18 protein-coding genes are annotated in these 20973 nt (G+C 38.3%); 7 read left to right on the forward strand and 11 right to left on the reverse strand.

The window, feature by feature from the left end:
• The first annotated feature begins 169 nt into the window (after window positions 1-169).
• Together mrdA and rsmD are read left to right on the forward strand one after the other, a co-directional pair.
• Complete coding sequence (gene mrdA / locus IRT38_RS13675; protein ID WP_194598005.1) at window positions 170-2167, forward strand: penicillin-binding protein 2; 1998 nt, start codon at window positions 170-172, stop codon at window positions 2165-2167.
• Window positions 2167-2715: a 16S rRNA (guanine(966)-N(2))-methyltransferase RsmD gene (gene rsmD / locus IRT38_RS13680; protein WP_004912511.1), complete on the forward strand. Its 549-nt coding sequence runs from the start codon at window positions 2167-2169 to the stop codon at window positions 2713-2715. The genes mrdA and rsmD overlap by 1 nt, the downstream gene beginning before the upstream one ends.
• Here the strand turns inward: rsmD and IRT38_RS13685 are convergent.
• The gene (locus tag IRT38_RS13685; protein WP_227592171.1) at window positions 2712-3080 is read right to left on the reverse strand and encodes a hypothetical protein; all 369 of its coding nucleotides are present in this window, start codon (window positions 3078-3080) and stop codon (window positions 2712-2714) included. The genes rsmD and IRT38_RS13685 overlap by 4 nt on opposite strands.
• Before the next feature lie 315 nt (window positions 3081-3395).
• On the opposite strand from IRT38_RS13685, the gene IRT38_RS13690 reads away from it, so the two are divergent.
• Entirely contained in the window at window positions 3396-3764 is a 369-nt protein-coding gene (locus IRT38_RS13690; RefSeq protein ID WP_004963179.1) for a hypothetical protein, read from the forward strand.
• Between the two features lie 21 nt (window positions 3765-3785).
• Window positions 3786-4427 carry a DUF2238 domain-containing protein gene (locus tag IRT38_RS13695; RefSeq protein WP_194598006.1) on the forward strand — a complete coding sequence of 214 codons (642 nt, stop codon included), beginning with the start codon at window positions 3786-3788 and terminating at the stop codon, window positions 4425-4427.
• Between the two features lie 15 nt (window positions 4428-4442).
• Here IRT38_RS13695 and blp2 read toward each other — a convergent pair whose 3' ends face one another.
• The 6 genes from blp2 to IRT38_RS13725 form a co-directional block, all read right to left on the reverse strand.
• Window positions 4443-6629: an Ig-like repeat protein Blp2 gene (gene blp2, locus IRT38_RS13700; protein ID WP_194598007.1), complete on the reverse strand. Its 2187-nt coding sequence runs from the start codon at window positions 6627-6629 to the stop codon at window positions 4443-4445.
• A gap of 210 nt (window positions 6630-6839) precedes the next feature.
• Window positions 6840-7802 (reverse strand): protease SohB, encoded by a 963-nt coding sequence (sohB, locus tag IRT38_RS13705; RefSeq protein ID WP_004912525.1) that lies wholly within the window; start codon window positions 7800-7802, stop codon window positions 6840-6842.
• A 148-nt stretch (window positions 7803-7950) separates the two neighbouring features.
• Window positions 7951-8865: a phosphate ABC transporter ATP-binding protein PstB gene (gene pstB / locus IRT38_RS13710; protein WP_004956284.1), complete on the reverse strand. Its 915-nt coding sequence runs from the start codon at window positions 8863-8865 to the stop codon at window positions 7951-7953.
• 14 nt (window positions 8866-8879) lie between these two features.
• Window positions 8880-10274, reverse strand: a complete 1395-nt coding sequence (gene pstA / locus IRT38_RS13715; RefSeq protein ID WP_112987191.1) for a phosphate ABC transporter permease PstA — start codon at window positions 10272-10274, stop codon at window positions 8880-8882.
• Window positions 10271-11650: a phosphate ABC transporter permease subunit PstC gene (gene pstC / locus IRT38_RS13720; protein WP_194598008.1), complete on the reverse strand. Its 1380-nt coding sequence runs from the start codon at window positions 11648-11650 to the stop codon at window positions 10271-10273. The genes pstA and pstC overlap by 4 nt, the downstream gene beginning before the upstream one ends.
• A 101-nt stretch (window positions 11651-11751) precedes the next feature.
• The gene (locus IRT38_RS13725) at window positions 11752-12783 is read right to left on the reverse strand and encodes a substrate-binding domain-containing protein (RefSeq protein ID WP_004963196.1); all 1032 of its coding nucleotides are present in this window, start codon (window positions 12781-12783) and stop codon (window positions 11752-11754) included.
• Between the two features lie 569 nt (window positions 12784-13352).
• On the opposite strand from IRT38_RS13725, the gene IRT38_RS13730 reads away from it, so the two are divergent.
• On the forward strand, window positions 13353-14405 hold the full coding sequence (locus tag IRT38_RS13730; protein ID WP_194598009.1) for an aromatic ring-hydroxylating oxygenase subunit alpha: 1053 nt from the start codon (window positions 13353-13355) through the stop codon (window positions 14403-14405).
• An 81-nt stretch (window positions 14406-14486) separates the two neighbouring features.
• Here the strand turns inward: IRT38_RS13730 and IRT38_RS13735 are convergent, their stop codons facing one another.
• Together IRT38_RS13735 and IRT38_RS13740 are read right to left on the reverse strand one after the other, a co-directional pair.
• Window positions 14487-16019 (reverse strand): pyridoxal phosphate-dependent decarboxylase family protein, encoded by a 1533-nt coding sequence (locus tag IRT38_RS13735; protein ID WP_005402276.1) that lies wholly within the window; start codon window positions 16017-16019, stop codon window positions 14487-14489.
• A 3-nt stretch (window positions 16020-16022) separates the two neighbouring features.
• A complete protein-coding gene (locus IRT38_RS13740; RefSeq protein WP_004755817.1) occupies window positions 16023-17393 on the reverse strand; it encodes a diaminobutyrate--2-oxoglutarate transaminase in 1371 nt (456 codons plus the stop codon).
• Window positions 17394-17859: 466 nt separating this feature from the next.
• Between IRT38_RS13740 and IRT38_RS13745 the strand changes: the two genes are divergently transcribed.
• A complete protein-coding gene (locus IRT38_RS13745) occupies window positions 17860-18561 on the forward strand; it encodes an SIMPL domain-containing protein (RefSeq protein ID WP_004956273.1) in 702 nt (233 codons plus the stop codon).
• Window positions 18562-18608: 47 nt separating this feature from the next.
• Here the strand turns inward: IRT38_RS13745 and IRT38_RS13750 are convergent, their stop codons facing one another.
• Window positions 18609-19241 (reverse strand): TetR/AcrR family transcriptional regulator, encoded by a 633-nt coding sequence (locus IRT38_RS13750; RefSeq protein WP_194598020.1) that lies wholly within the window; start codon window positions 19239-19241, stop codon window positions 18609-18611.
• Between the two features lie 115 nt (window positions 19242-19356).
• On the opposite strand from IRT38_RS13750, the gene IRT38_RS13755 reads away from it, so the two are divergent.
• Window positions 19357-19821, forward strand: a complete 465-nt coding sequence (locus IRT38_RS13755; protein ID WP_004912553.1) for a hotdog fold domain-containing protein — start codon at window positions 19357-19359, stop codon at window positions 19819-19821.
• Between the two features lie 47 nt (window positions 19822-19868).
• Here IRT38_RS13755 and IRT38_RS13760 read toward each other — a convergent pair whose 3' ends face one another.
• A complete protein-coding gene (locus IRT38_RS13760; protein WP_004956266.1) occupies window positions 19869-20963 on the reverse strand; it encodes a fatty acid desaturase family protein in 1095 nt (364 codons plus the stop codon).
• Window positions 20964-20973: the final 10 nt, after the last annotated feature.

A 20973-nucleotide genomic window follows, 5' to 3' on the forward strand; every position in this document is an offset into this window, starting at 1 on the left:
TATTTTGCTTCTAATATACAAGACCCTACAATTTTCATGTCTGCAAAGTCAAAAACTGTCGCACCATCATTTATATGATCAGTTGAAAAATCTACAGTAAGATCGTTCAACTTACGTTAAAATAGTCCACTTTCGCTCTCTGCCATCCTGCAATTTAAGTCGATACCCTATGAAACAGCACTTTCCTTTAAAAAATATGCAACAAGAGAAGCGCATTTATAAGGGTCGAATTTTTTTTGCGATTTCAGTCGTCGTTGTTTTCCTACTTTTATTGATTTGTCGTTATGCATATTTACAGATTATTCATTACGATGACTTTACAACGGCTTCTGACAAAAACCGTATTCGCTTGCAGCCCCTCCCTCCAGCACGTGGTTATATCTACGATCGTAATGGTGTATTGCTCGCAGACAATTATCCAGTATTCAGTGCCACATTAAGTAAAACTGATGTTAGCGACATAGACGGAACCCTAGCACGTCTTATTCCAATTTTGAGTCTCACTGAAGAAGATATTGAGCGTTTTAAAAGCCGGGTCAAAACTGCTCGAAAAACAGAACGAATCGCGATTAAGTTAAATCTCACAGAAGCAGATATTGCCAAATTTAGTGAGGTTAAATACGCATTTCCAGGTGTAAAAATTGAGACTCAAATGACTCGCTACTATCCACATGGCGAGTTGTTTGCTCATGTGATTGGATACGTTGGACGAATCAATGACAAAGAACTCAAATCGATTGATAAAGATTTATATGCTGGAACCAACCTGATCGGGAAAATTGGCGCGGAGAAAAGCTACGAAGAATTATTACATGGCACTCCAGGTTATGAATCTGTAGAAGCTGATGCACACGGGAACGTTCTTAGACATCTTGGTCGACAAGATCCTGTACGTGGAAATGACCTTTATTTGTCTATTGATTATGGTTTACAGACCATTGCAGCGCAACAGTTAGTTGATCGCCGTGGTGCAATCGTTGCAATGGACCCTCGTACAGGGGAAATTCTAGCTTTAGTTTCAAGTCCAAGTTTTAATCCAAACTTATTCGTTACAGGGATTAGTACTAAAGACTATAGTGATTTACGGGATAATCCTGATCAACCTCTTTACAATCGTGCTGTTCAAGGTGCTTATCCTCCAGGATCAACGATCAAGCCAATGTTTGGTCTAGGTGGTATTCATTACGGATTAGTCGATTGGAGTACCGCAATCTCAGACCCAGGTTACTTCTCTTTACCAGGTGATAGCCATCGCTTCCGTGACCATAAAAAAAGTGGGCATGGTGCAGTAAATTTACATAAAGCCCAAGTGGTTTCTTGTGATACCTACTTTTATATTTTGTCGTATCGTATGGGAATCGACAAAATGAATACTTGGATGCGCCAATTCGGTTTCGGTGAGAAAACTGGTGTTGACTTACCGAGTGAAAGCTCAGGCTTATATCCAAGTCCAGAATGGAAAATGCGAACTCGAAATACAAAATGGTTAAAAGGTGAAACCATTTCAGTGAGTATCGGTCAAGGTGCATTTACAGCGACACCATTACAACTCGCAATGGCAACGGCGATTACAGCCAACAAAGGCTCACATGTCACACCACATGTTTTGAGAGATCATAAAGGTGCTAAGAAGCTTCCTGTTCACAATGCTCCTGATGGAAAAATTCAGTTTAATGGGACAGATGAAGATTGGGTCAATATGCACGCTGCAATGATTGATGTCATTCAATCTGGTACAGGTCGTGGAATCAAAGGTGGTCTGCGTTATTCTATTGCAGGTAAAACAGGTACAGCACAAGTAAAAAGTATTGCTCAGGGCAAAAGATATAACGAAGCAGCATTGTCCTCTAGACAGTGGGATCATGGTTTATTTGTTGGATTTGCACCTGCCGAAAATCCAGAAATTGCGATCGCCGTAGTTTGGGAAAATGGTAAGCATGGTGGTTCCGCCGCTCAACTTGCGCGACCAGTATTTGATTATTGGTTGGTTAATCGTAAGAAAAATCCAATTCGTCCTTTAAACCATCAAGTCAGTGGTGGGTTAATGACAGCTGGCATCAAACCTGCAGAACTTCCAAGTGGTAGTGGTACATTTAGTTCAACAAATGCTCCTGCTTCAACTCCTGCTGTAAGCTCAACAGCACATGCCGATGGAGTATCTGAATAATGAAAAATCAGTTACGCATTATCGGAGGAGAATGGAAACGTCGAACATTACCGTTCGCATCTATTGAAGGATTAAGACCAACACCTGATCGTGTACGTGAAACATTATTCAATTGGTTAATGTGGGATATCCAAAATAGTAAGGTATTAGATTTATGTAGTGGTTCAGGAGCTTTAGCTTTTGAAGCGCTTTCTCGTGGTGCAGCTGAAGTTATCATGATTGAACCCGATGTCACTCAATCTGGATTTCTAAAACAAAATATTCAGCTATTAAAAACCAATAAATGTCAGCTCTACGTGACCACAGCACAGAAAGCTTTACAGAAAATTAACCAACAATTTGATCTTGTTTTTCTTGATCCGCCCTATGGCTTGAATTTATGGCAAGAGTTAGCTGAGTCTGTGGATACAAAGATCGTAGCGAATGGTTTTATTTATGTAGAAGCTGATCGTGAGTTATCTGAACTAAAACTGCCTGCTTCTTGGAAAAAGATTAAAGAAACCAAAGCAGGAATAGTAAAAGCAGGTTTATATCAGAAAATGCCTTAAAGGACTCTTAACCAAAACAATGGAACCATTTGTCCTCGATCAAACGGAAAACTCGACAAATATTCATATCCTATTCGATTGTCTTGGTTAATCTGATAAACGATGCCATAACCCAGTGAAATGGATAAATCATTGAGACCAAAACTCATCGTGTCTCCCGTCAACACTTTTTGGTTTAGCTGGTCTGTTTGATAAGCCGTATAGTTATAAATTCTTAGACGTTCATCATGATAAAATTGATTGTGTAAAATTGAATAGTCCGTTTTAATTTCTGGATAAGCAGATTCAAACATCTCTTCAGTATGTTGATCCTCAAATCCAGCAAAAAAGTCGTATTGCTGTGCTGCTAAAAATTGTAAAGGCATCAAAAGACAAGTAAGTAAACATAGACGTCTAGCTAACATAGCATTCAATAAAAGTTTCTTGAGCATAAGCAACATAGAGTTTAAAAGTATGTGATAGTAATCAACGGATTTGGCAAATAACAATTAAACAAGTCCTCAAACCCAATTTTATAGAATCAAGTATATGTCTAAGTGAATTTCGGAATGTAGAAATTACTAATGATGTCTAAAAAGATTATTTAATTTCATTTGTGTCTGACATAAACTATTAATTTATAGATTGAATTCTATATACAATAACCCCAATCTCATCATCTAATTCAACTCCAAAAAATTATGAAACGTTTTATCTTGTTAACGATAATCTTGAATTTAACAGGTTGTATCTTTGGTCAATCCAATGAAGTGAAACGTGCAGAAAAAGTTTTGCAGAGTTTTGAATGTAATAATATTGAAACCAACCAAATTGCAACCTCATCAATTACCAATTTTCATCAGCAAACTTTGGCTGCAAACAAGTCAAAAGCATCAACATATGTTGAGCAATACAAAAATGGCGAAGATCTCTTTGACATACCACTCGATGAAGTAGTACAACAAAAATATCAACTTTATAAACAAGCATGTCAAGCACTTGGTGGTGTTGCACCTAGAACTGAGCCTGTTATAGTAACCAATAATCATGAGGATACTAGCGGGGCTTGATAGCAAATTGGATCGCTTCGCATGATAGAACAACAAATAACTTTAAAACATTATATTGCCTTCGGTTTTATATGCCTCGCAGTCATCATCGCTAGTATTCACCCACTTGAGTTTGAATCGTATCTGTTGCATCAAGCTGGCACGTTACTGATGTTGATTGCATTAATTATTGTAATTAAGAAAATTGGTATCGATTTCTATAGTTTTTGCTTATACCTTGCTTTTTTATTCATTCATATTGTTGGTGCACACTATTTATATTCATACGTACCTTACAATGAGTGGTTTCAAATGCTATTCCATATTGATTTGAATCAAACAATGGGATGGTCGAGAAACATGTATGATCGTTTTGTACATTTCGCTTATGGGCTACTACTCTCCCCATTCTTCTACCGTTGTTTTGAGTTCTTCTTTCCCAGATCTAAACCCGTTGCAATATTTTTATTAGTTGTCCAATTTGTCATGGCATCGAGTTTAGTCTATGAGTTGATTGAATGGTGGATCGCAATCGGTTTATCGCCAGAAGATGCCGAAAATTACAATGGTCAACAAGGAGACATTTGGGATGCACACAAAGATATGTTTCTAGCAACTCTTGGTTCGATTTTGATTGGTTTACTACATCTATATAAAGAAAAAACTCTTATTCAGAACAAATAAGAGTTTTCCCCATGTTTAGAACATCCAATTTGAAGAGACATCTAAATCATTGAATAATTCTTTGAAAGATGTCTCAGCTAAGTCAGTTTGCACAGAAATCGTCTCCACAGTGCCTACTAGCGAGTTTTGACTCACAAGATTCTGATCAAACTCATTTAATAATTGATCTATCACATCTGTTTCCAACTCTTCTGCAATTAATAAATGCTCTAACGGAATTGATAATTGTTCCTCATCTACAAAGCTATCTGACATGTTTGGAACTGTTAAAAGACTATCTAAATTAACAGAATCCACAAGAGAAGTTTGAACCTCTTCAATGATTAAGGAATCACTCAACATCAGCGCACTAGATTGAGCTGGAGCTACAATTGTGAAATTAAAGGCATCACTGAGTTCACTAGTATTACTAGCTACATCTGTTTGAGTTAAAGTAATTTTGTGTAAGCCTAAAACTAAATCATTCGTTACGGTGTAACTCCATTTACCATTATCTCCAACTGTAACAGTCCCAATCGGATAGCCATTATCAAATATTGTGAGTACTGCTTTTGCTTCACCAATTCCTGATAATGTTGGCTTGGTATCATCGGTACTTCCACCTGAACTAACAGCACCTTTAACTGCGCCAATATCATCCATTACCGTTTGTAGCAGAGGCTTAGTCGGTGCAATAGTATCTTTAGCACCAAATATATCTGTAGGTTCAGAACGATTTCCTGAAGAATCGATAATATAAATTTTGGCAATATTTTTATCTGTTAAAGCAGGTGACAAACTCAGGCTAAACTTACCATCCGCACCAACTGTTCCAGAGCCAATAGTTGTTTGACCATCTGCACTTTTAACTTCTATTTTTGCATTTGCTTCAGCAGTCCCTATTAATAAGGTTCCTTCTGGATTTAATTCCGCTGTGGCTTTTGATGGAGCAATGGTATCTTTGCCTGCTATTATTTCTAAAGGCTTAGATGTGTTTCCTGCACTGTCTTCTAAAACAATTGTCCCTTTTTTACCTGTCGTCAAAGCAGGTGAAATTTGTACTACAAATTTACCTTGAGCATCTGTTGTCCCAGTACCAATTATTTTTCCATCACTATCTTTAACTTGTACTTTAGTATTTGCTTCTGCACGCCCTTCTATACGTGTTCCTTCGGCATTTACTTCAATCAAAGGTTGATCTGGAGCTAAAGTATCTTTACCAGCAATCACTTTCGATGGCGCAGACTTATTCCCTGCAGCATCCTCCGCGACAACAGTACCGCCTTTGTCACTAATTAAAGCTGAACTAAGCTTAATAGAATATAACCCTTCCTTATTTGCAGTTACAGAGCCCAACAGTTTGCCATCTGCATCAAAAACTGAAATTTTTGCGTTTGCTTCAGCTTTGCCTGTCACAATAGTGCCATCTTGATTAAGCTGTGCCAAAGGTGAATCAGGTGCAATTGTATCTTTAGTTCCAGTCACAACTGTTGATTTCGAAACATTACCAGCACTATCAATTGCAGAGACAGCCACTTTGCTTCCATTCACTAAAGGTTCGTTTAGTTTTACAGTATAGTTCCCATCCTGATCAGCTTGAACAGTGGCAATGACTTTTCCTGTTGAGTCTTTAATCTCAATTTTTGCTTTGGCTTCAGTTTTACCTGTAATCGTTTGTGTATCCGAACTGAGTAAAGCCGTTGGTGTTATCGGAGCAACCATATCCGTCGAATCGTTTTTATCATTATTATTGTCGTCATCATCATTCACTGCCAACAAATAAAGACCTTCAGCAGCCAGAGCAATCAGTCCACCTTTAATCAATTGCGATTTAGTGATCCCAAGATCATCTGCGGGTTCTGATACTGAAGAGACTTGTGTAGGTAACTCTGTCGAAACTTGAGGTATAGCTTGACTTGATGATGTGTAACGAACAAATTTGCCCGAATCTTCGAACTCGGCAATCGAGTAGCTACCATCATCATTGCTCAGCGCCAATGTATGCTCACTGGCATTCATTTCATTGTAAAAGTCACGAATGATTATTTTCTCGCCATTTTTTAAAGTAATGACTAAATCATCGCCTTGCTTGATGATGGATTTTATACTCTCTTGGTCTATACCTAATTGAATAATAGATGGCTGACTTAATATGACATCCTTGATTTTTCCATCTTGTAAAATGTTTAGGCTCGTCTTTGAAGAAACGATAACTCTTGTCATTATTATACCCACTGATCAATTTTATTTTAAAAACTTTAGATTAATGAATAATTAAGTACTTAATCTGTTCGTTAAAATATCAAATGCAATCATTTAGAACAATCTATTCAAAGCTGAGTTTTGTCATTTTATTTAATTGACCATCAATTAAAATCAGATGTCATAAAACAAAAAACCAGCCGAAGCTGGTTTAAAGATTTCTTTGTTAACTTAGAATTTAGGATCGCGCATTTGAACGAGCGTATTGTTTGCTTTTACTAAAGTATCAGTCATTTTCCCAAGTACTGCTGGAATTAAACTTTCTGCCATTTGTGCTGCTTGTAATCCAAGTTTCTCACCAAATGTCGGACGTTTGCGAGTATTGATCACGTATACATCATGTTTTGGTAACAAGCTAAGTAAATACTCATCCGAAGTCTGTAACTTATCCACCAAATTTAATGCGAGAGCATCTTCACCATACCAATGCTCACCTGTTGCCACTTTTGAAATATCTAATTGAGGACGATATTTTTCAACAAAGTGCTTGAACAAAGAATGCGTTTGCTGCAACTCTTCTTCGAACTTTGCCTTGCCTTCAGGTGTGTTTTCTCCGAACATTGTCACAGTACGCTTGTACTCACCAGCAGTATACAATTCAAAATCAACGTTATGTTGTTTTAAAAGACGGTTGAAGTTTGGAACCTGTGCAACCACACCAATTGAACCGACCACAGCAAATGGTGCTGTAATGATTTCATTGGCAATACAAGCCATCATATAGCCACCGCTTGCAGCTACTTTGTCTACACAGATCGTCACATTAAAGCCCGCATCACGTAAACGAACTAACTGAGCAGCAGCCAAACCATAACCGTGTACCATTCCACCAGGACTTTCTAAACGAACTACAACGCGATCGTGCCCTGCTTTAGCGGTTGCTAAAATAAGGGTAATTTCCTCACGAATCGTATCTACAGCAGAGGCTTGCACATCACCTTTGAAATCGAGCACATAAATTTTCTGATCATTTTTTTTACGAATTTTCGCTTCTTTTGCAAGCTGTTGCACCAGTTGTAAAAGTTCCAAACGAGATGCTGTTGTTTGCGCAATTCTTTTTCTTTGCTCATTCACGCGCGCATTTAAATGACTTATACGAATCTCAGCAGGAAATTTAGGTAAATGGAATAACATAAAATAAGTGCTCTTAAGTTCGGCTTTTATCCGTCTAAGATGTGGTCAGTTGAGTTAAAATTCAATAGTGATTTTGAAAAATAGATTCTTTTTCATCTGCCTATACAAAAAGAAGAGCCCGAAGGCTCTTCTTTTTACTGTAAAAATATCAACCGAAACGACCTGTAATATATGCTTCAGTTAATTGATGATCTGGCTGAGTAAATACTTTCTCAGTTGAGTTCACTTCGATCAAATCACCTAAATGGAAGTAAGCAGTACGATCAGATACACGAGCTGCTTGTTGCATTGAGTGCGTTACAATGGCAATCGTATATTGTTCAGAAAGTTCAGAAATTAATTCTTCAATCTTCGCTGTTGCAATTGGATCAAGTGCTGAACACGGCTCATCCATTAAGATCACTTCAGGGCTTACTGCGATTGTACGTGCAATACATAAACGTTGTTGCTGACCACCTGACAAACCTGTTCCTGGCTGACTCAAACGATCTTTAACTTCTTCCCACAGACCAGCTTTACGTAAACTGTTTTCAACGATTTCTTCCAAATCGTATTTATCACGAGCTAAGCCATGTAGCTTAGGACCATAAGCTACGTTATCGAAAATTGATTTAGGAAATGGATTCGGTTTTTGGAATACCATACCAACTTGCGCACGTAGTAGAACCACATCAAGATTTGGATCATAAATATCTTGATTATCTAGAGTAACTTTACCTGTTACGCGACAAGTATCAATCGTATCATTCATGCGATTCAAAGTACGCAAGAAAGTCGATTTACCACATCCTGATGGACCAATAAAAGCAATCACTTCATTTTGATAGATATCAAGATCAATACCTTTAATCGCTTCAGTTTCACCATAGTAAACATGAACATCTTTGGTCGTGATTTTTACTTCATTGGTTTTAGGCTTTTTGTTTGATGAAGCCGTTTCAAACTGAGAAACAAAAGCAGTATTAGATTGCTGAACTTGTGCTTCAGATGAATTCGATTCTGTTTGCTGTGGATTCACTGACTTATCCTTTTCTAATGCGTTCATAATTTCAATCGTATTCATTGTACTCTCCTCAATTACCAACGCACTTCAAATTTCTTACGTAGCCAAATAGCAAGGCTGTTTAAACCAATCATCAATGCTAGAAGCACAATAATCGCTGCTGCTGTACGTCCTTCAAAGAAGTTACGTAGTTCATTACCTTGCCACAAATATACTTGTACAGGCAATGCTGTTGCTTGATCAAGAGGCGTTGTCGGAACACTCGCTACAAAGGCACTCATACCAATTAAAAGTAATGGCGCTGTTTCACCTAAAGCATGTGCTACACCAATAATCGAACCCGTCATAATGCCAGGAAGCGCGAGTGGCAATACATGATGGAAGACCGTTTGTACTTTCGATGCGCCTAAACCTAATGCAGCTTGACGGATAGATGGTGGTACTGCCTTCAATGATGCACGTGTAGTAATGATTACAGTTGGTAATGTCATTAGACTTAAAACCAAACCACCCACTAACGGAGCTGAAAGTGGCAGTTGCATCCATCCGATAAAGATAGCGGCACCTAACAAACCAAACACAATCGAAGGAACAGCAGCCAAGTTATTAATATTCACTTCGATGATGTCTGTCATCATATTCTTCGGCGCAAATTCTTCCAAGTAAATGGCACTTGCAACCCCAATTGGAATAGAGATCACGATCACGATGAGCATCATGAACAATGAACCCATGAATGCACCAGCCAAACCACTGATTGCAGGAGAACTACGAGAGTCAGGGCTAACAAATAAGTTGGTATTAAACGTACTTTCAATGATCCCTTTTGCTTCTAATTGATCAGCGAGTTGACGTACTTCTGGATCAAGTTGTTGCTGATCATCAGGCAATGAACGATCAATATTTCCAGATAACCATACATCGACATTGGCATCTGCCAAGAATTTAAGTTCTTGCTTAGTGCCAATCAATGCTGGATTTGCAAGAACCATATCACGTAAACGGTATGCTTCAGAGCTAGTATACATACCAGTCAAATAATCACGTTGCGACTCAAGTGCTGGGTCTTTAGCAACAATACCATTTACGATCAATGCATCCCAATCCACCATACCCATTTCAGTTTGCCAAGCAACAAAGCGCTCTTCAAAATGAGCTGGCGACTCACCCGCAGTTGGTTTTGGTTTCGGTCCTGCATTAATGATCGTAGGGTCAAAATAAACAGGAACTGTCATACTACTCTGCCAGAAAGCTGGTAAGCCTCTCGCTAAAATACTTCCGAATAGTAAAGCAACAAATGCCAAACCAATCACAACTGCAGAAAAACCTCCCAGACGGAACATTTTTTCTTTGCGATGACGTTTTGCCAACGAGCTTTGGATAACTTTTTTGCGCTGTTCACGTTGTTCAGCAGCCACTTGAGGATCAAACGCATTTGGATCCAAAGGAGATGTCTTTGATGAACTCATTCGTATTGCTCACGATATTTGCGCACGATATACAGTGCAATAATGTTTAGACCCAAAGTAATCACAAACAACGTTAAACCTAGGGCAAATGCAACCAATGCTTGTGGGCTTGCGAAATCTGTATCGCCAGTTAACTGTTTTACAATCGTTACCGTCACTGTTGAAACAGCTTCTAATGGGTTTGCATGCAGTAATGGGCTATTCCCTGCTGCGAGTACCACAATCATGGTCTCACCAACAGCACGAGAAACAGCAAGTAAAAATGCGCCTGTAATACCAGGAAGTGCGGCAGGTAAAACAACTTGTCTAATCGTTTCAGATTTTGTTGCACCCAAACCTAAAGAACCATCACGGAGTGAACGTGGAACTTGAGTAATGATGTCATCTGATAATGATGATACGAATGGGATAATCATAATTCCCATAACAAAGCCAGCAGTCAAAGCACTTGTCGCATTGATATTAATACCAACACTTTCACCTACCATTTTGAAGAATGGTCCGATGACCATAAGTGCAAATACACCGTAAACAATAGTAGGAATACCAGCTAATACTTCAATAATTGGTTTTGCCCAAGCACGTAGCTTTGGAGATGCATATTCTGCCAAGTAAATTGCAATCATTAAGCCAATCGGAACCGCAACAAGTAATGCGATACCACTGACCATTAATGTCCCCCAAAGTAATGGCAAAATTCCATAACTGCCTTCAGCATTTCCTGTTGTGCTGAAACCTGGGTTCCATTCTGTACCGAAGAAGAAATCAGTAGGACTGACAAATTTAAAGAAATGTAATGCTTCTGTAAGCATCGAAAGAACGATACCAATAGTTGTTAAAATCGCAACACCAGAACATAGAATCAAGGCAACGTTAATTGTTTTTTCAACCTGATTTCGTGCACGATATTGCTCACTAACTTTACGCTTTGCCCAAACTAAACCTGCTAACGCCACACTGATAACTACTGCTAACTTAGCAAAAGTCCCTATCGTTTGAAATTTTGCTAATTGTTGTGCAGCAGCAACTTCATAAGCCGCAGCTTGATCCGTGACACCAAAACCTGAAGCAATCGCTTGAACACGATCAATTAATACATCACGCCCTGCTGCATCTAAAGTTGCAATGACGGATGCTGGGATATTATTAAAAATAATATGTTGTAAAACACTCGGTTCAACCAAGTTCCAAATTATCAAAATTAAAAAAGCAGGAATACCACACCACAAGGCAACCAAAGCCCCGTAATACACAGGACGAGAATGTAGTGCTACTGAGTTATTCCCCTTACCTGCTAGGTTACGGCTTTTGCTCAGCCCGATTTGATATGCGATTGCCACAAGGGCTAATAACACACCGATAAGTAGCAGATTCATGTAATCTCCACTGTTTTCTCAATTTTCATCATTTGAAAAAACTTAGCTAGACAAAAAGGCCGATGAACCTAAGTCTCACCAGCCTCCGTTATTAAGTAAACTTATTTAACTGTTTTACCAGCTTTAAAATCAGCAAGGATTTTTGCACGTTCTTTGTCACTCAAAGCGATCAAACCAGCTTTTTCTAACTTAGAGCCTTTACCAGATACTTTCTTGTTTAAGAAGTATTCTACGTATTGTGGTAAACCTTTGATTGACTTCAAGTGTTCGCCTTTCACATAGAAGAACAATGGGCGAGAAACTGGGTACTGACCACTTAAAATTGTCTTCTCAGAAGGAACAACGTTGTTTACAGTTGCAACACGTAACTTGTCACGGTTCAAGTCATAGAAGCCAAGACCAAATACACCTACAGCGCTTGGTGAAGTCTTTAAGCGAGCAAGAGTTTCTGTATAGTCACCAGCGATTTCGATTACGCGACCATCTTTACGGAATGTAGAGCACGCTTTTTTCTGAGCTTCTTTGTCTAAGTTTTTGAAGTAATCATAAGCTTCACAACCTGCTTCAACCATTTTCTCTTGGAATACTTCACGAGTACCGTGGTTAGATGCAGGAATAACTAAAGTAATCGGCTCATTTGGTAAAGATTTATCAATTTGGTTCCAAGTTGTATATGGGTTTGGAACTAATTTACCATTTGAAGGTAATTGAGCAGATAATGCTGTGAATACGTGATAAGGTTTTAATTTATACGCAGCTTTTTTTACATTTGATGCAAATACGATACCGTCATAACCAATTTTGATTTCTTGGATTTGGTTTACGCCAGCTTTTTTACATGCTGCGATTTCGGTATCTTTGATAGCACGTGAAGAATTCGCGATATCAATTGTGTTGTCGCCAACACCTTGACAGAATTGTTTCAAACCACCTGAAGAACCGCCTGAACCAACAACTGGTGCTTTGAATTGTGGGAAAGTATTACCAAATTCTTCTGCAACAATACTTGCATAAGGTAATACAGTTGATGAACCAGCAATTTGAATCGTATCACGAGCTGCGTTAGCAGTTCCTGCTACAGTTGCCCCAGATACAGCTAATGCAAGTGCGATATAACGTGGATTTAAGCGCATTCTGTCTTCTCTCATTTATACAATTTGATTTACAACTCTTTTAACTTCAAGTGTTGTACTTTGGTTAACTGCATTTTGATCAGATAATATGACAAATAGGTTACAACTTTGTGACGCTTTGATGATAATTGATGTGATGTGTGAAAATTAATTAAATATTTTTAAATATCAATTATATATGCAAATAATTTTATCGTTAAAAAATTGATATTTTCAGCAGAACTGCAATATTTCATTGAATTATTACATCCTCTGCTCGATTTTTAAAGGAAATACGCATCCATTAATTGAAAAAATATTGCGACTAAGATTTAAAGCATTTTTTCCCACAGCAAAATAGTATGACAATTTCATTAATTCAAATACGGTCTAAAAAACCAAATAATTCCACCGTTTTTTAATTTAAAAGTAGGTTTTTAGATTTCTTTAAACTCATCAAATGATCAAAAAATAGTACATTTAAATAAAGACTGTGTTCTAAAAAAATCAACAATCTATTCAGTTTATTGAAATTTCTTAGAACGGTGTATTGATCTATATTCATTTAAAATGAATAGAAAGCTGAGATCATGAATACCAAAACCATTGCGACATTTAACCCAGATTTACCGATGCATATGACCTTTCCTGAGCATGACTGGCACTTGCTTTCCCAACATTGGTATCCGATTGCCTTAGCACGTGATATTACAGAACAGCCAACTGCTACAATGCTATTGGATATGCCATTAGTAATTTATAAAATAGCCGATCAAGTTATTGTTGCAAAGGATGCTTGTCCTCACCATGGTGTTCCTCTAAGTCTAGGGCGCAACGATGGTCTTGGAGTAGCTTGTCGCTATCATGGTTTACATTTTGGCGAAGATGGAAAATGCAATCGAATTCCTGCGCACCCACAGCATAAAATATCGGATCGCTTCAATTTAAAAACATATGCCGCTGCTGAAAAATATGGTTTGATCTGGTGTTGCTTAACCGCTCCGTTAAATGAAAAACCCAATATTCTACATATGCCCTATTGGGATGATTCAAATTTCCAACAACTGGTTTGTCCATTTGTAGATTTAAATTGTTTTGCTGGTCGTCAGTTAGAAGGCTTCATTGATGTGGCTCATTTTGCTTGGGTACATCCTGATACTTTTGGTGATCCTGACAATGTTGAAGTTCCTGATTACATAACAACCGAGACCAATTATGGTTTTGATGCAGACTATCTCAGCAGTGTTGGTCGTTATCCAATTGGGATTGACCAACGTGGCAAAGAAGGTTTTCAATGGCTAAGACATTTCGAAATCAGTCTTCCTTTCACTGCAACTCTAACAATCCATTTTCCTCACAATAGTAAGCAAGTAATTATGAATGCAGCGAGTCCTGTATCTGCTCGTCAAACGCGCTTATTTGCTCCAATCTGTCGGAATTATGATAAAGATCTCCCTGTTGAAGATGCTTATAAATTTAACTTAGCGATATTTGAAGAAGACAGACTAATTGTCGAGACGCAAAAACCTGAATATCTTCCATTAGATCTCTCTATGGAAGCTCATTTTCCAGCCGATCGCAGTTCAAGCATGTATCGAAAACTATTGCGAAAAATGGGATTCAGTCCAATTTTTGCAGCTTAATATTACTTTATATAAATTTATAAATAAAAAAGAGGCCTTTCAAAGACCTCTTTTTTATTGGCATATCAAATTAAATTGCAATTAATCGATCGCAGGAACATAAGTACCAGCAACGATTGCATCTTTAATACGATCAGCTTCTGCAAGCACAAGCGCAAGAAGATTTTGAACGTTTTCAAGCGTTGCAACGGGACTTAAAGTTGTCATTTTCAATGATTGAACCTGACCAACTTTAGTCACACCAATATTCGCCTCACCACGTGCAAATAATTCATCTGCAACGTTTTGGTTCAAACTATCGATAAACTCAGTTGGATAACCTTCTGGAACAACACGGAACAGAACAGAAGCAAATTGTGGTTCAACCAACAATTCTAGACCTGCTGTTGCTTTGATGTAGTCTGCAACTTCACGTGTTAATTTCACACCATGGTCGATCATTGAACCATAAAGCTCTTCACCTAATGCTTCAACCGTCATCCACAATTTCAATGCATCAAAACGACGAGTCGTTTGCAATGATTTAGACACAAGGTTAGGTACACCATGCTCTTCATCATAAGCAGAGTTTAAATACTCAGCTTCATAATGCATAAAGCGATAATTAGCCTCGTCTTTCAACAAGAAAGCGCCACAACTAATGCTTTGGAAATAATGCTTATGGAAATCAAGTGTGATTGAGTCTGACAATTCAATTCCATCAAGCATTGCACGATGATCATTAGAAAGAATCAGCGCACCACCCCAAGCAGCATCAATATGCATCCAAGAACCAAATTTATTGGTAATTTCACGGATTTTCTTGAGTGGATCGATTGCACCAGCATCTGTCGTCCCCGCTGTAGCAACAACACAAGCAACGATTTTGCCTTCAGACTGAAGATGTGCCATAGTTTTTTCGAGTGCATCGACATCCATTTGCGCATTTTCATTGACAGGAACCGTCACGACTGACTGGAAGCCCATCCCCATCATTGCCATGTTCTTTTGCACAGAGAAGTGTGCATTTTCAGAACAAATGACTTTGACGTTTTTCATTGCTTCTGCAGGAATACCATCACGCTGAACAGACCATGGATTACCATTTTCATCTTTCCAGTTTTTTGAGATACACCAGTCACGTGCAAGCAATACACCCATCAAGTTAGACTGTGTTCCACCCGAAGTGAATACACCTGCTTGACCTGCCCCATAGCCCACTTTTTGGCGTAACCAATCAATAAGCTGAACTTCCATCAATGAACCCGCTGGGCTTTGATCCCATGAATCCATAGATTGGTTCGTTGCATTGATTAACACTTCCGCAATTTGGCTCATCACCATCGTTGGGCAATGCAAATGTGCAAGTGAGTGTGGATGATGTACTTTTAAACTTTTGTTGAGGAAAAGCTCAACCATACGTTGTAATGATTGTTGTACACCTAAACCTTCTTTTGATGGATTAAAAGAAATTGCTGCTCGCAAATCTTTAATGCTTCCACCTGTGTACATTTTATCATTTTGCAACCATGCTGAAACGGCTTTAACCGCTTCACCCATTGCTGACTGATAGTCAGCAATGGATTGTGCATCATTGCAGAGTAACGCTTTACGATGTTCTGCAAAATCAACCATGAATTAGCCTCGTACTGCTTTTAAAGCTTCTGCAATCGCTTTTTTGAAGCGTGCAACTACTTCAACACATTCGTCTTGATTGATGATAAGTGGGCAAAGTAAACGAATTACAGTACCGTTACGACCACCTTTCTCTAGTAAAAGTTTATTGTTGAAACAAGCGGTTTGAATTGCCGCAGCTAATTGTGCATCAGCAGGAAGTGAACCCATATGGTCAGCTGGTTTACGCTCATCAACGATTTCAACGCCGATCATCAAACCACGACCACGGACATTACCGATACATGGGAATTCTTGAGCTAACTTTTTGAATTCAGCTTGTAAGAAATCACCACGCTCTTGCGCGTTTTGAGCTAAGTTTTGTTCAGAAATAGTTTTTAGAACCATTAAACCTGTACCCATTGCCAACTGGTTGCCACGGAAAGTACCCGTGTGACCTGCTGGCTGCCAAGCATCAAACTTACGCTTAATACCAAGCACGGCTAATGGTAAACCACCACCTACAGCTTTTGACATCACCACAACATCAGGCTCGATACCTGCATGTTCAAAGGCAAACATTTTACCTGAACGTGCAAAACCAGCTTGAACTTCGTCCAAAATTAAAACGATGTTGTGCTTTTCAGTCACTTCACGAATTTTTTGTAACCACTTAACAGGTGCAGTTACGACACCGCCTTCACCTTGAATTGCTTCAAGAATCACAGCAGCAGGTTTCGTTACACCACTTTCAACATCTTCGATGAAATTTTCAAAGAAGTAAGTCAATGCATCAACACCCGCTTCACCACCTAAACCAAGTGGGCAACGATATTCATGTGGATATGGCATAAACTGAACGCCAGGCATAAGACCATTCACTGCATTTTTAGCACTCAAGTTACCTGTCATAGACAGTGAACCATGAGTCATACCGTGGTATCCACCTGAAAAACTGATCACAGAACTACGACCAGTATATGTTTTAGCAAGTTTAATCGCCGCTTCTGTAGCATCTGCACCAGATGGTCCACAGAACTGTAAGCAATATTCTTCTTTACCGCCTGGCAAGTAAGCCAAAAGTGCTTCAGTAAAAGCATCTTTTAAAGGAGTCGTTAAGTCTAAAGTATGCAAAGGCAAGCCACTTGCCAATGTATCTTGAATACTTTGAATCACCGCAGGATGATTATGACCTAAAGCCAATGTTCCTGCCCCAGCTAAACAGTCGAGGTATTGAGTACCCTCAACATCTGTAACCCAGCAGCCCTGTGCTTTCGCTATCGCTAACGGTAATTTACGTGGATAACTACGAACATTTGATTCCATCTGACTTTGGCGAGTCAAATAATATTCGTTGGATGCATTAGCGGCAGGGTTTACGGAAGTAACGCTCATATCGAATTACCATCTCTGATATGGGTAAAAGAAATAAGTCTGGTGACTTGCGGTCGTTTGACTCGGTGCTTTTTAGAATCTAGTGCAGACAAAATGTTTTATATCTTTCAACTAGGTGCGAGATGATACCTAATTTTGAAATAAAATAAACTCTTTTTATGCCTGACATTCATCTAATATTATTGAAAAAATGTTTCTTTCAATTAACTATGATGAATTATCATCATACTATGTGACAAGCGAAAGAAAGTATGCTTTTTTTATCTACATATTAATTTTTAGATAAATGGTCAAAATCACCATCATAACTATTTATTATTTAAATACTTTTATTTTATTTTCTTATTGCAAAACATCTCAAATTTATTACAAAGACACCACAAAATCTGCAGAAGTTCAACATCAGTTCTTTTTAATATGAAAGTTGTAAAAATAATTTGTTAATCGTCACTTTAAGGAAAAATTTATGCGTACTTTAGCACTCGCTTCGATGATGTTAGGTGCAGCTCTCAGTTCAAGCGCATTTGCCCAAGATTCCAACCAATTAAACTATAATATCGTCAATATCCAAGCTGATGCATCACGCCAAGTTGCCAATGATCAAATGCAGGCAGTTCTGTACATCGAAAAGAGTCATAAGCAACCTGCCGAACTCTCCAATCAAATCAATCAACTGATGAATCAAGCTCAAGCTCTTTCTCGGAAATATCCTCAAGTCAAAGTCGAAACGGGTGCTCAAAGCACTTATCCTGTTTATGACAATGACAACAATAAATTAAAAGAATGGCGTGCCCGTGCAGAAATCCAGTTAGAAAGTAAGGACTTCAAAGCGGCAAGTCAGTTAATCAGTGAACTGCAACAAAATTTTCAAACTCAATCTATTAACTTTACCGTATCTGATGAGCAACGAAAGAAAGTTGAAAATGAGTTAATGATCGAGGCTTCTAAAAACTTTCAACAGCGTGCTCAGTCAATCACGCAAGCGTGGAACAAAGCACAATATAATCTTGTCAGTTTAAATTTAAATACGAGCAATTACTTCCCTCAACCCATGATGCGTGGTGGCGTTGCAAAATTTGCAATGGCAGAAGCTGCTCCTGCTCAAGATATGGCGGCGGGTGAGTCAAAAATTATCGTAAATGCTAATGGTTCGATTCAATTCAAATAATTTGAATGGGCATAAATACAACAAAAGGCATGTAATATGCCTTTTCTTCACTCTATCTCAGCTAAATTTTGTAAAGAATCCCATGCAGCTTTAGCCAACAATTCTCGATAAATTTTCGGATTAGTATCAACCTTTTCAAACAACCAAGCACGGCAATAGTTTTCTGTTGCACCAATCACTAAAGACATCATTAACTCTGCTGGAACTGATTTCAATAAAGATGCTTCAGAATACTGTGAAATGTAGTTGCGTAGCGTTTTATTTCTGAGCTTATTCTTTTCAATTAGAACCGAACGGTGTTCACCTTTCATCACACTGTAATGTGCAAGTAATAAAAATTTAGCGAACTCTGGCTGATCAGCAACCCAATCAACATAACTATAAATCAAGCTATAGATCAGTTCTTTTAAAGATTGCGTCTGCTCTAAGTATTGATCTCTTGATCTTGATTGATCATCTAAAGCTGCAAACACTAAAGCAGCAATCACACCCTCTTTATTTTTGAAATGATGATAGATCCCTCCTACACTGCTGTCTGAACGTTCTCTAATCATCTCAATGCTAGTGGCATCTAATCCAAACTCTAAAAAACACGATAACGCATCAAATAATATTTGACGCTTTAACAGAGATCTTCGTTGAGGATACAACCTTTCTAATAATTGTTGAGCCGTTTGCATATTCAATTTGAGTTCACCGATTGTCGGAACTATTGTGAATGACTTGACCACAACTTGTAAACAGAATTATATTCTGTAAAAGAATTAAATTCTGTTTTCATCAAGGTAATTTAACATGGCTTCAACTCTAGAATTGTGGAACAAAGCTTCTGCTTTACCCGCAGGCAAATGGACATTTACACGCATGCTTTGCCTAAAAGCACCATATTTCAGTAGTATTTCTCCACTATTTGAAGAACTAAAGCCGAATTCGTGCAAAATTTCGATTAAGAAAAAACGTTCAGTGCTCAACCATATAGGGACTGTACACGCGATCGCGATGTGTAATATGGCTGAACTTGCTGGAGGAACAATGACAGAAGTTACCGTTCCTGCAACACATCGTTGGATTCCTAAAGGAATGACTGTTGAATATTTGAAAAAAGCGGAAACTGATTTGATCGCAATTGCCTCACCTGTTGAACAAAATTATGATTGGGATAAAGCAGGTGAATATCTTGTCAATGTCGATGTTTTCGACAAAGCAAATGAAAAAGTTTTCCACGCAAAAATTACAATGTGGATTTCTAAAAAGAAATAAAAAAGCCCCGATATAAAAACATATCGGGGCTTTTTTTGAATCAGGGATTACTTTTTAAAAGGTAATGCATATTTGAAGATACGTCCCACAACTTCGCCAAATTGCTTTACAAAGCTTGCGTTGTTGTAATTCAAACCATATTTTTTACAAACCGCTTCAACTTTTGGTGCGATTTCACGGTAACGGCGTGCTGGAATATCAGGAAATAAGTGGTGCTCAATTTGATGACTCAAATGACCCGTCAGAATATGAAAAGCCTCAGATCCTGTTAAATTCGAAGAACCGCGAATTTGTCGCATATACCAATGACCACGGCTTTCATTTTGTAGAACTGCTTTAGGGAAAACTTCAGCATCTTTAGTAAAATGTCCGCAGAAAATAATACTAAATGTCCAGATATTACGAAGACCATTGGCAACAAGATTACCCGTGAAAACAGGAATCGCCGATGGACCCGCGATCAATGGAAAAAACACATAATCTTTAAACAGTTGCTTCGCGATTTTCTTTTGCACAGGTTTCCATTCCTGCTTAAACTCGTCCATGGTCTTACGCTTGTAGACAACTTTACCTAATTCAAGATTTTGAATCGCAACACCCCATTGGAACAATAGGCTAAATGGCACGATATAAATTGGTTGAATTAAAGTAAATTTAGTCCAACGTTGTTCTGGAAATAAACGAAATACCCCATAACCCACATCATCATCCATTCCCTTAACATTGGTATAAGTATGATGCTTATAATTATGAGTTTGACGCCAGTTATCCGACGTCCCAACTGTATCCCACTCGTAGGTTTGACCATTAAATTTTGGATCATTCATCCAGTCATATTGCCCATGCATCACATTATGACCCAATTCCATATTTTCCATGATTTTGGCATAGCCTAACAAGCCAGTACCTAATAACCAAGCTGGTGGAAACCATCCTGCAAAAAGTAATGCACGACCTAAGAAACTACTATATCGAATAGACGCATAAACTCGACGAATATACTTCGCGTCTTTCTCGCCTAAATCATTTAGTACTTCTTGTTTGATTTGATCTAATTCACGGGCAAAAGCATCTAACTCAGCAGCAGTTAAATCTCGGTTTTTTGGATTTTTAAAATATTGAACTTTAACAGGCATGTTCATAATCTTTATC

This window comes from Acinetobacter sp. SK-43, assembly GCF_015351505.1.
Classification (GTDB): domain Bacteria; phylum Pseudomonadota; class Gammaproteobacteria; order Pseudomonadales; family Moraxellaceae; genus Acinetobacter; species Acinetobacter junii.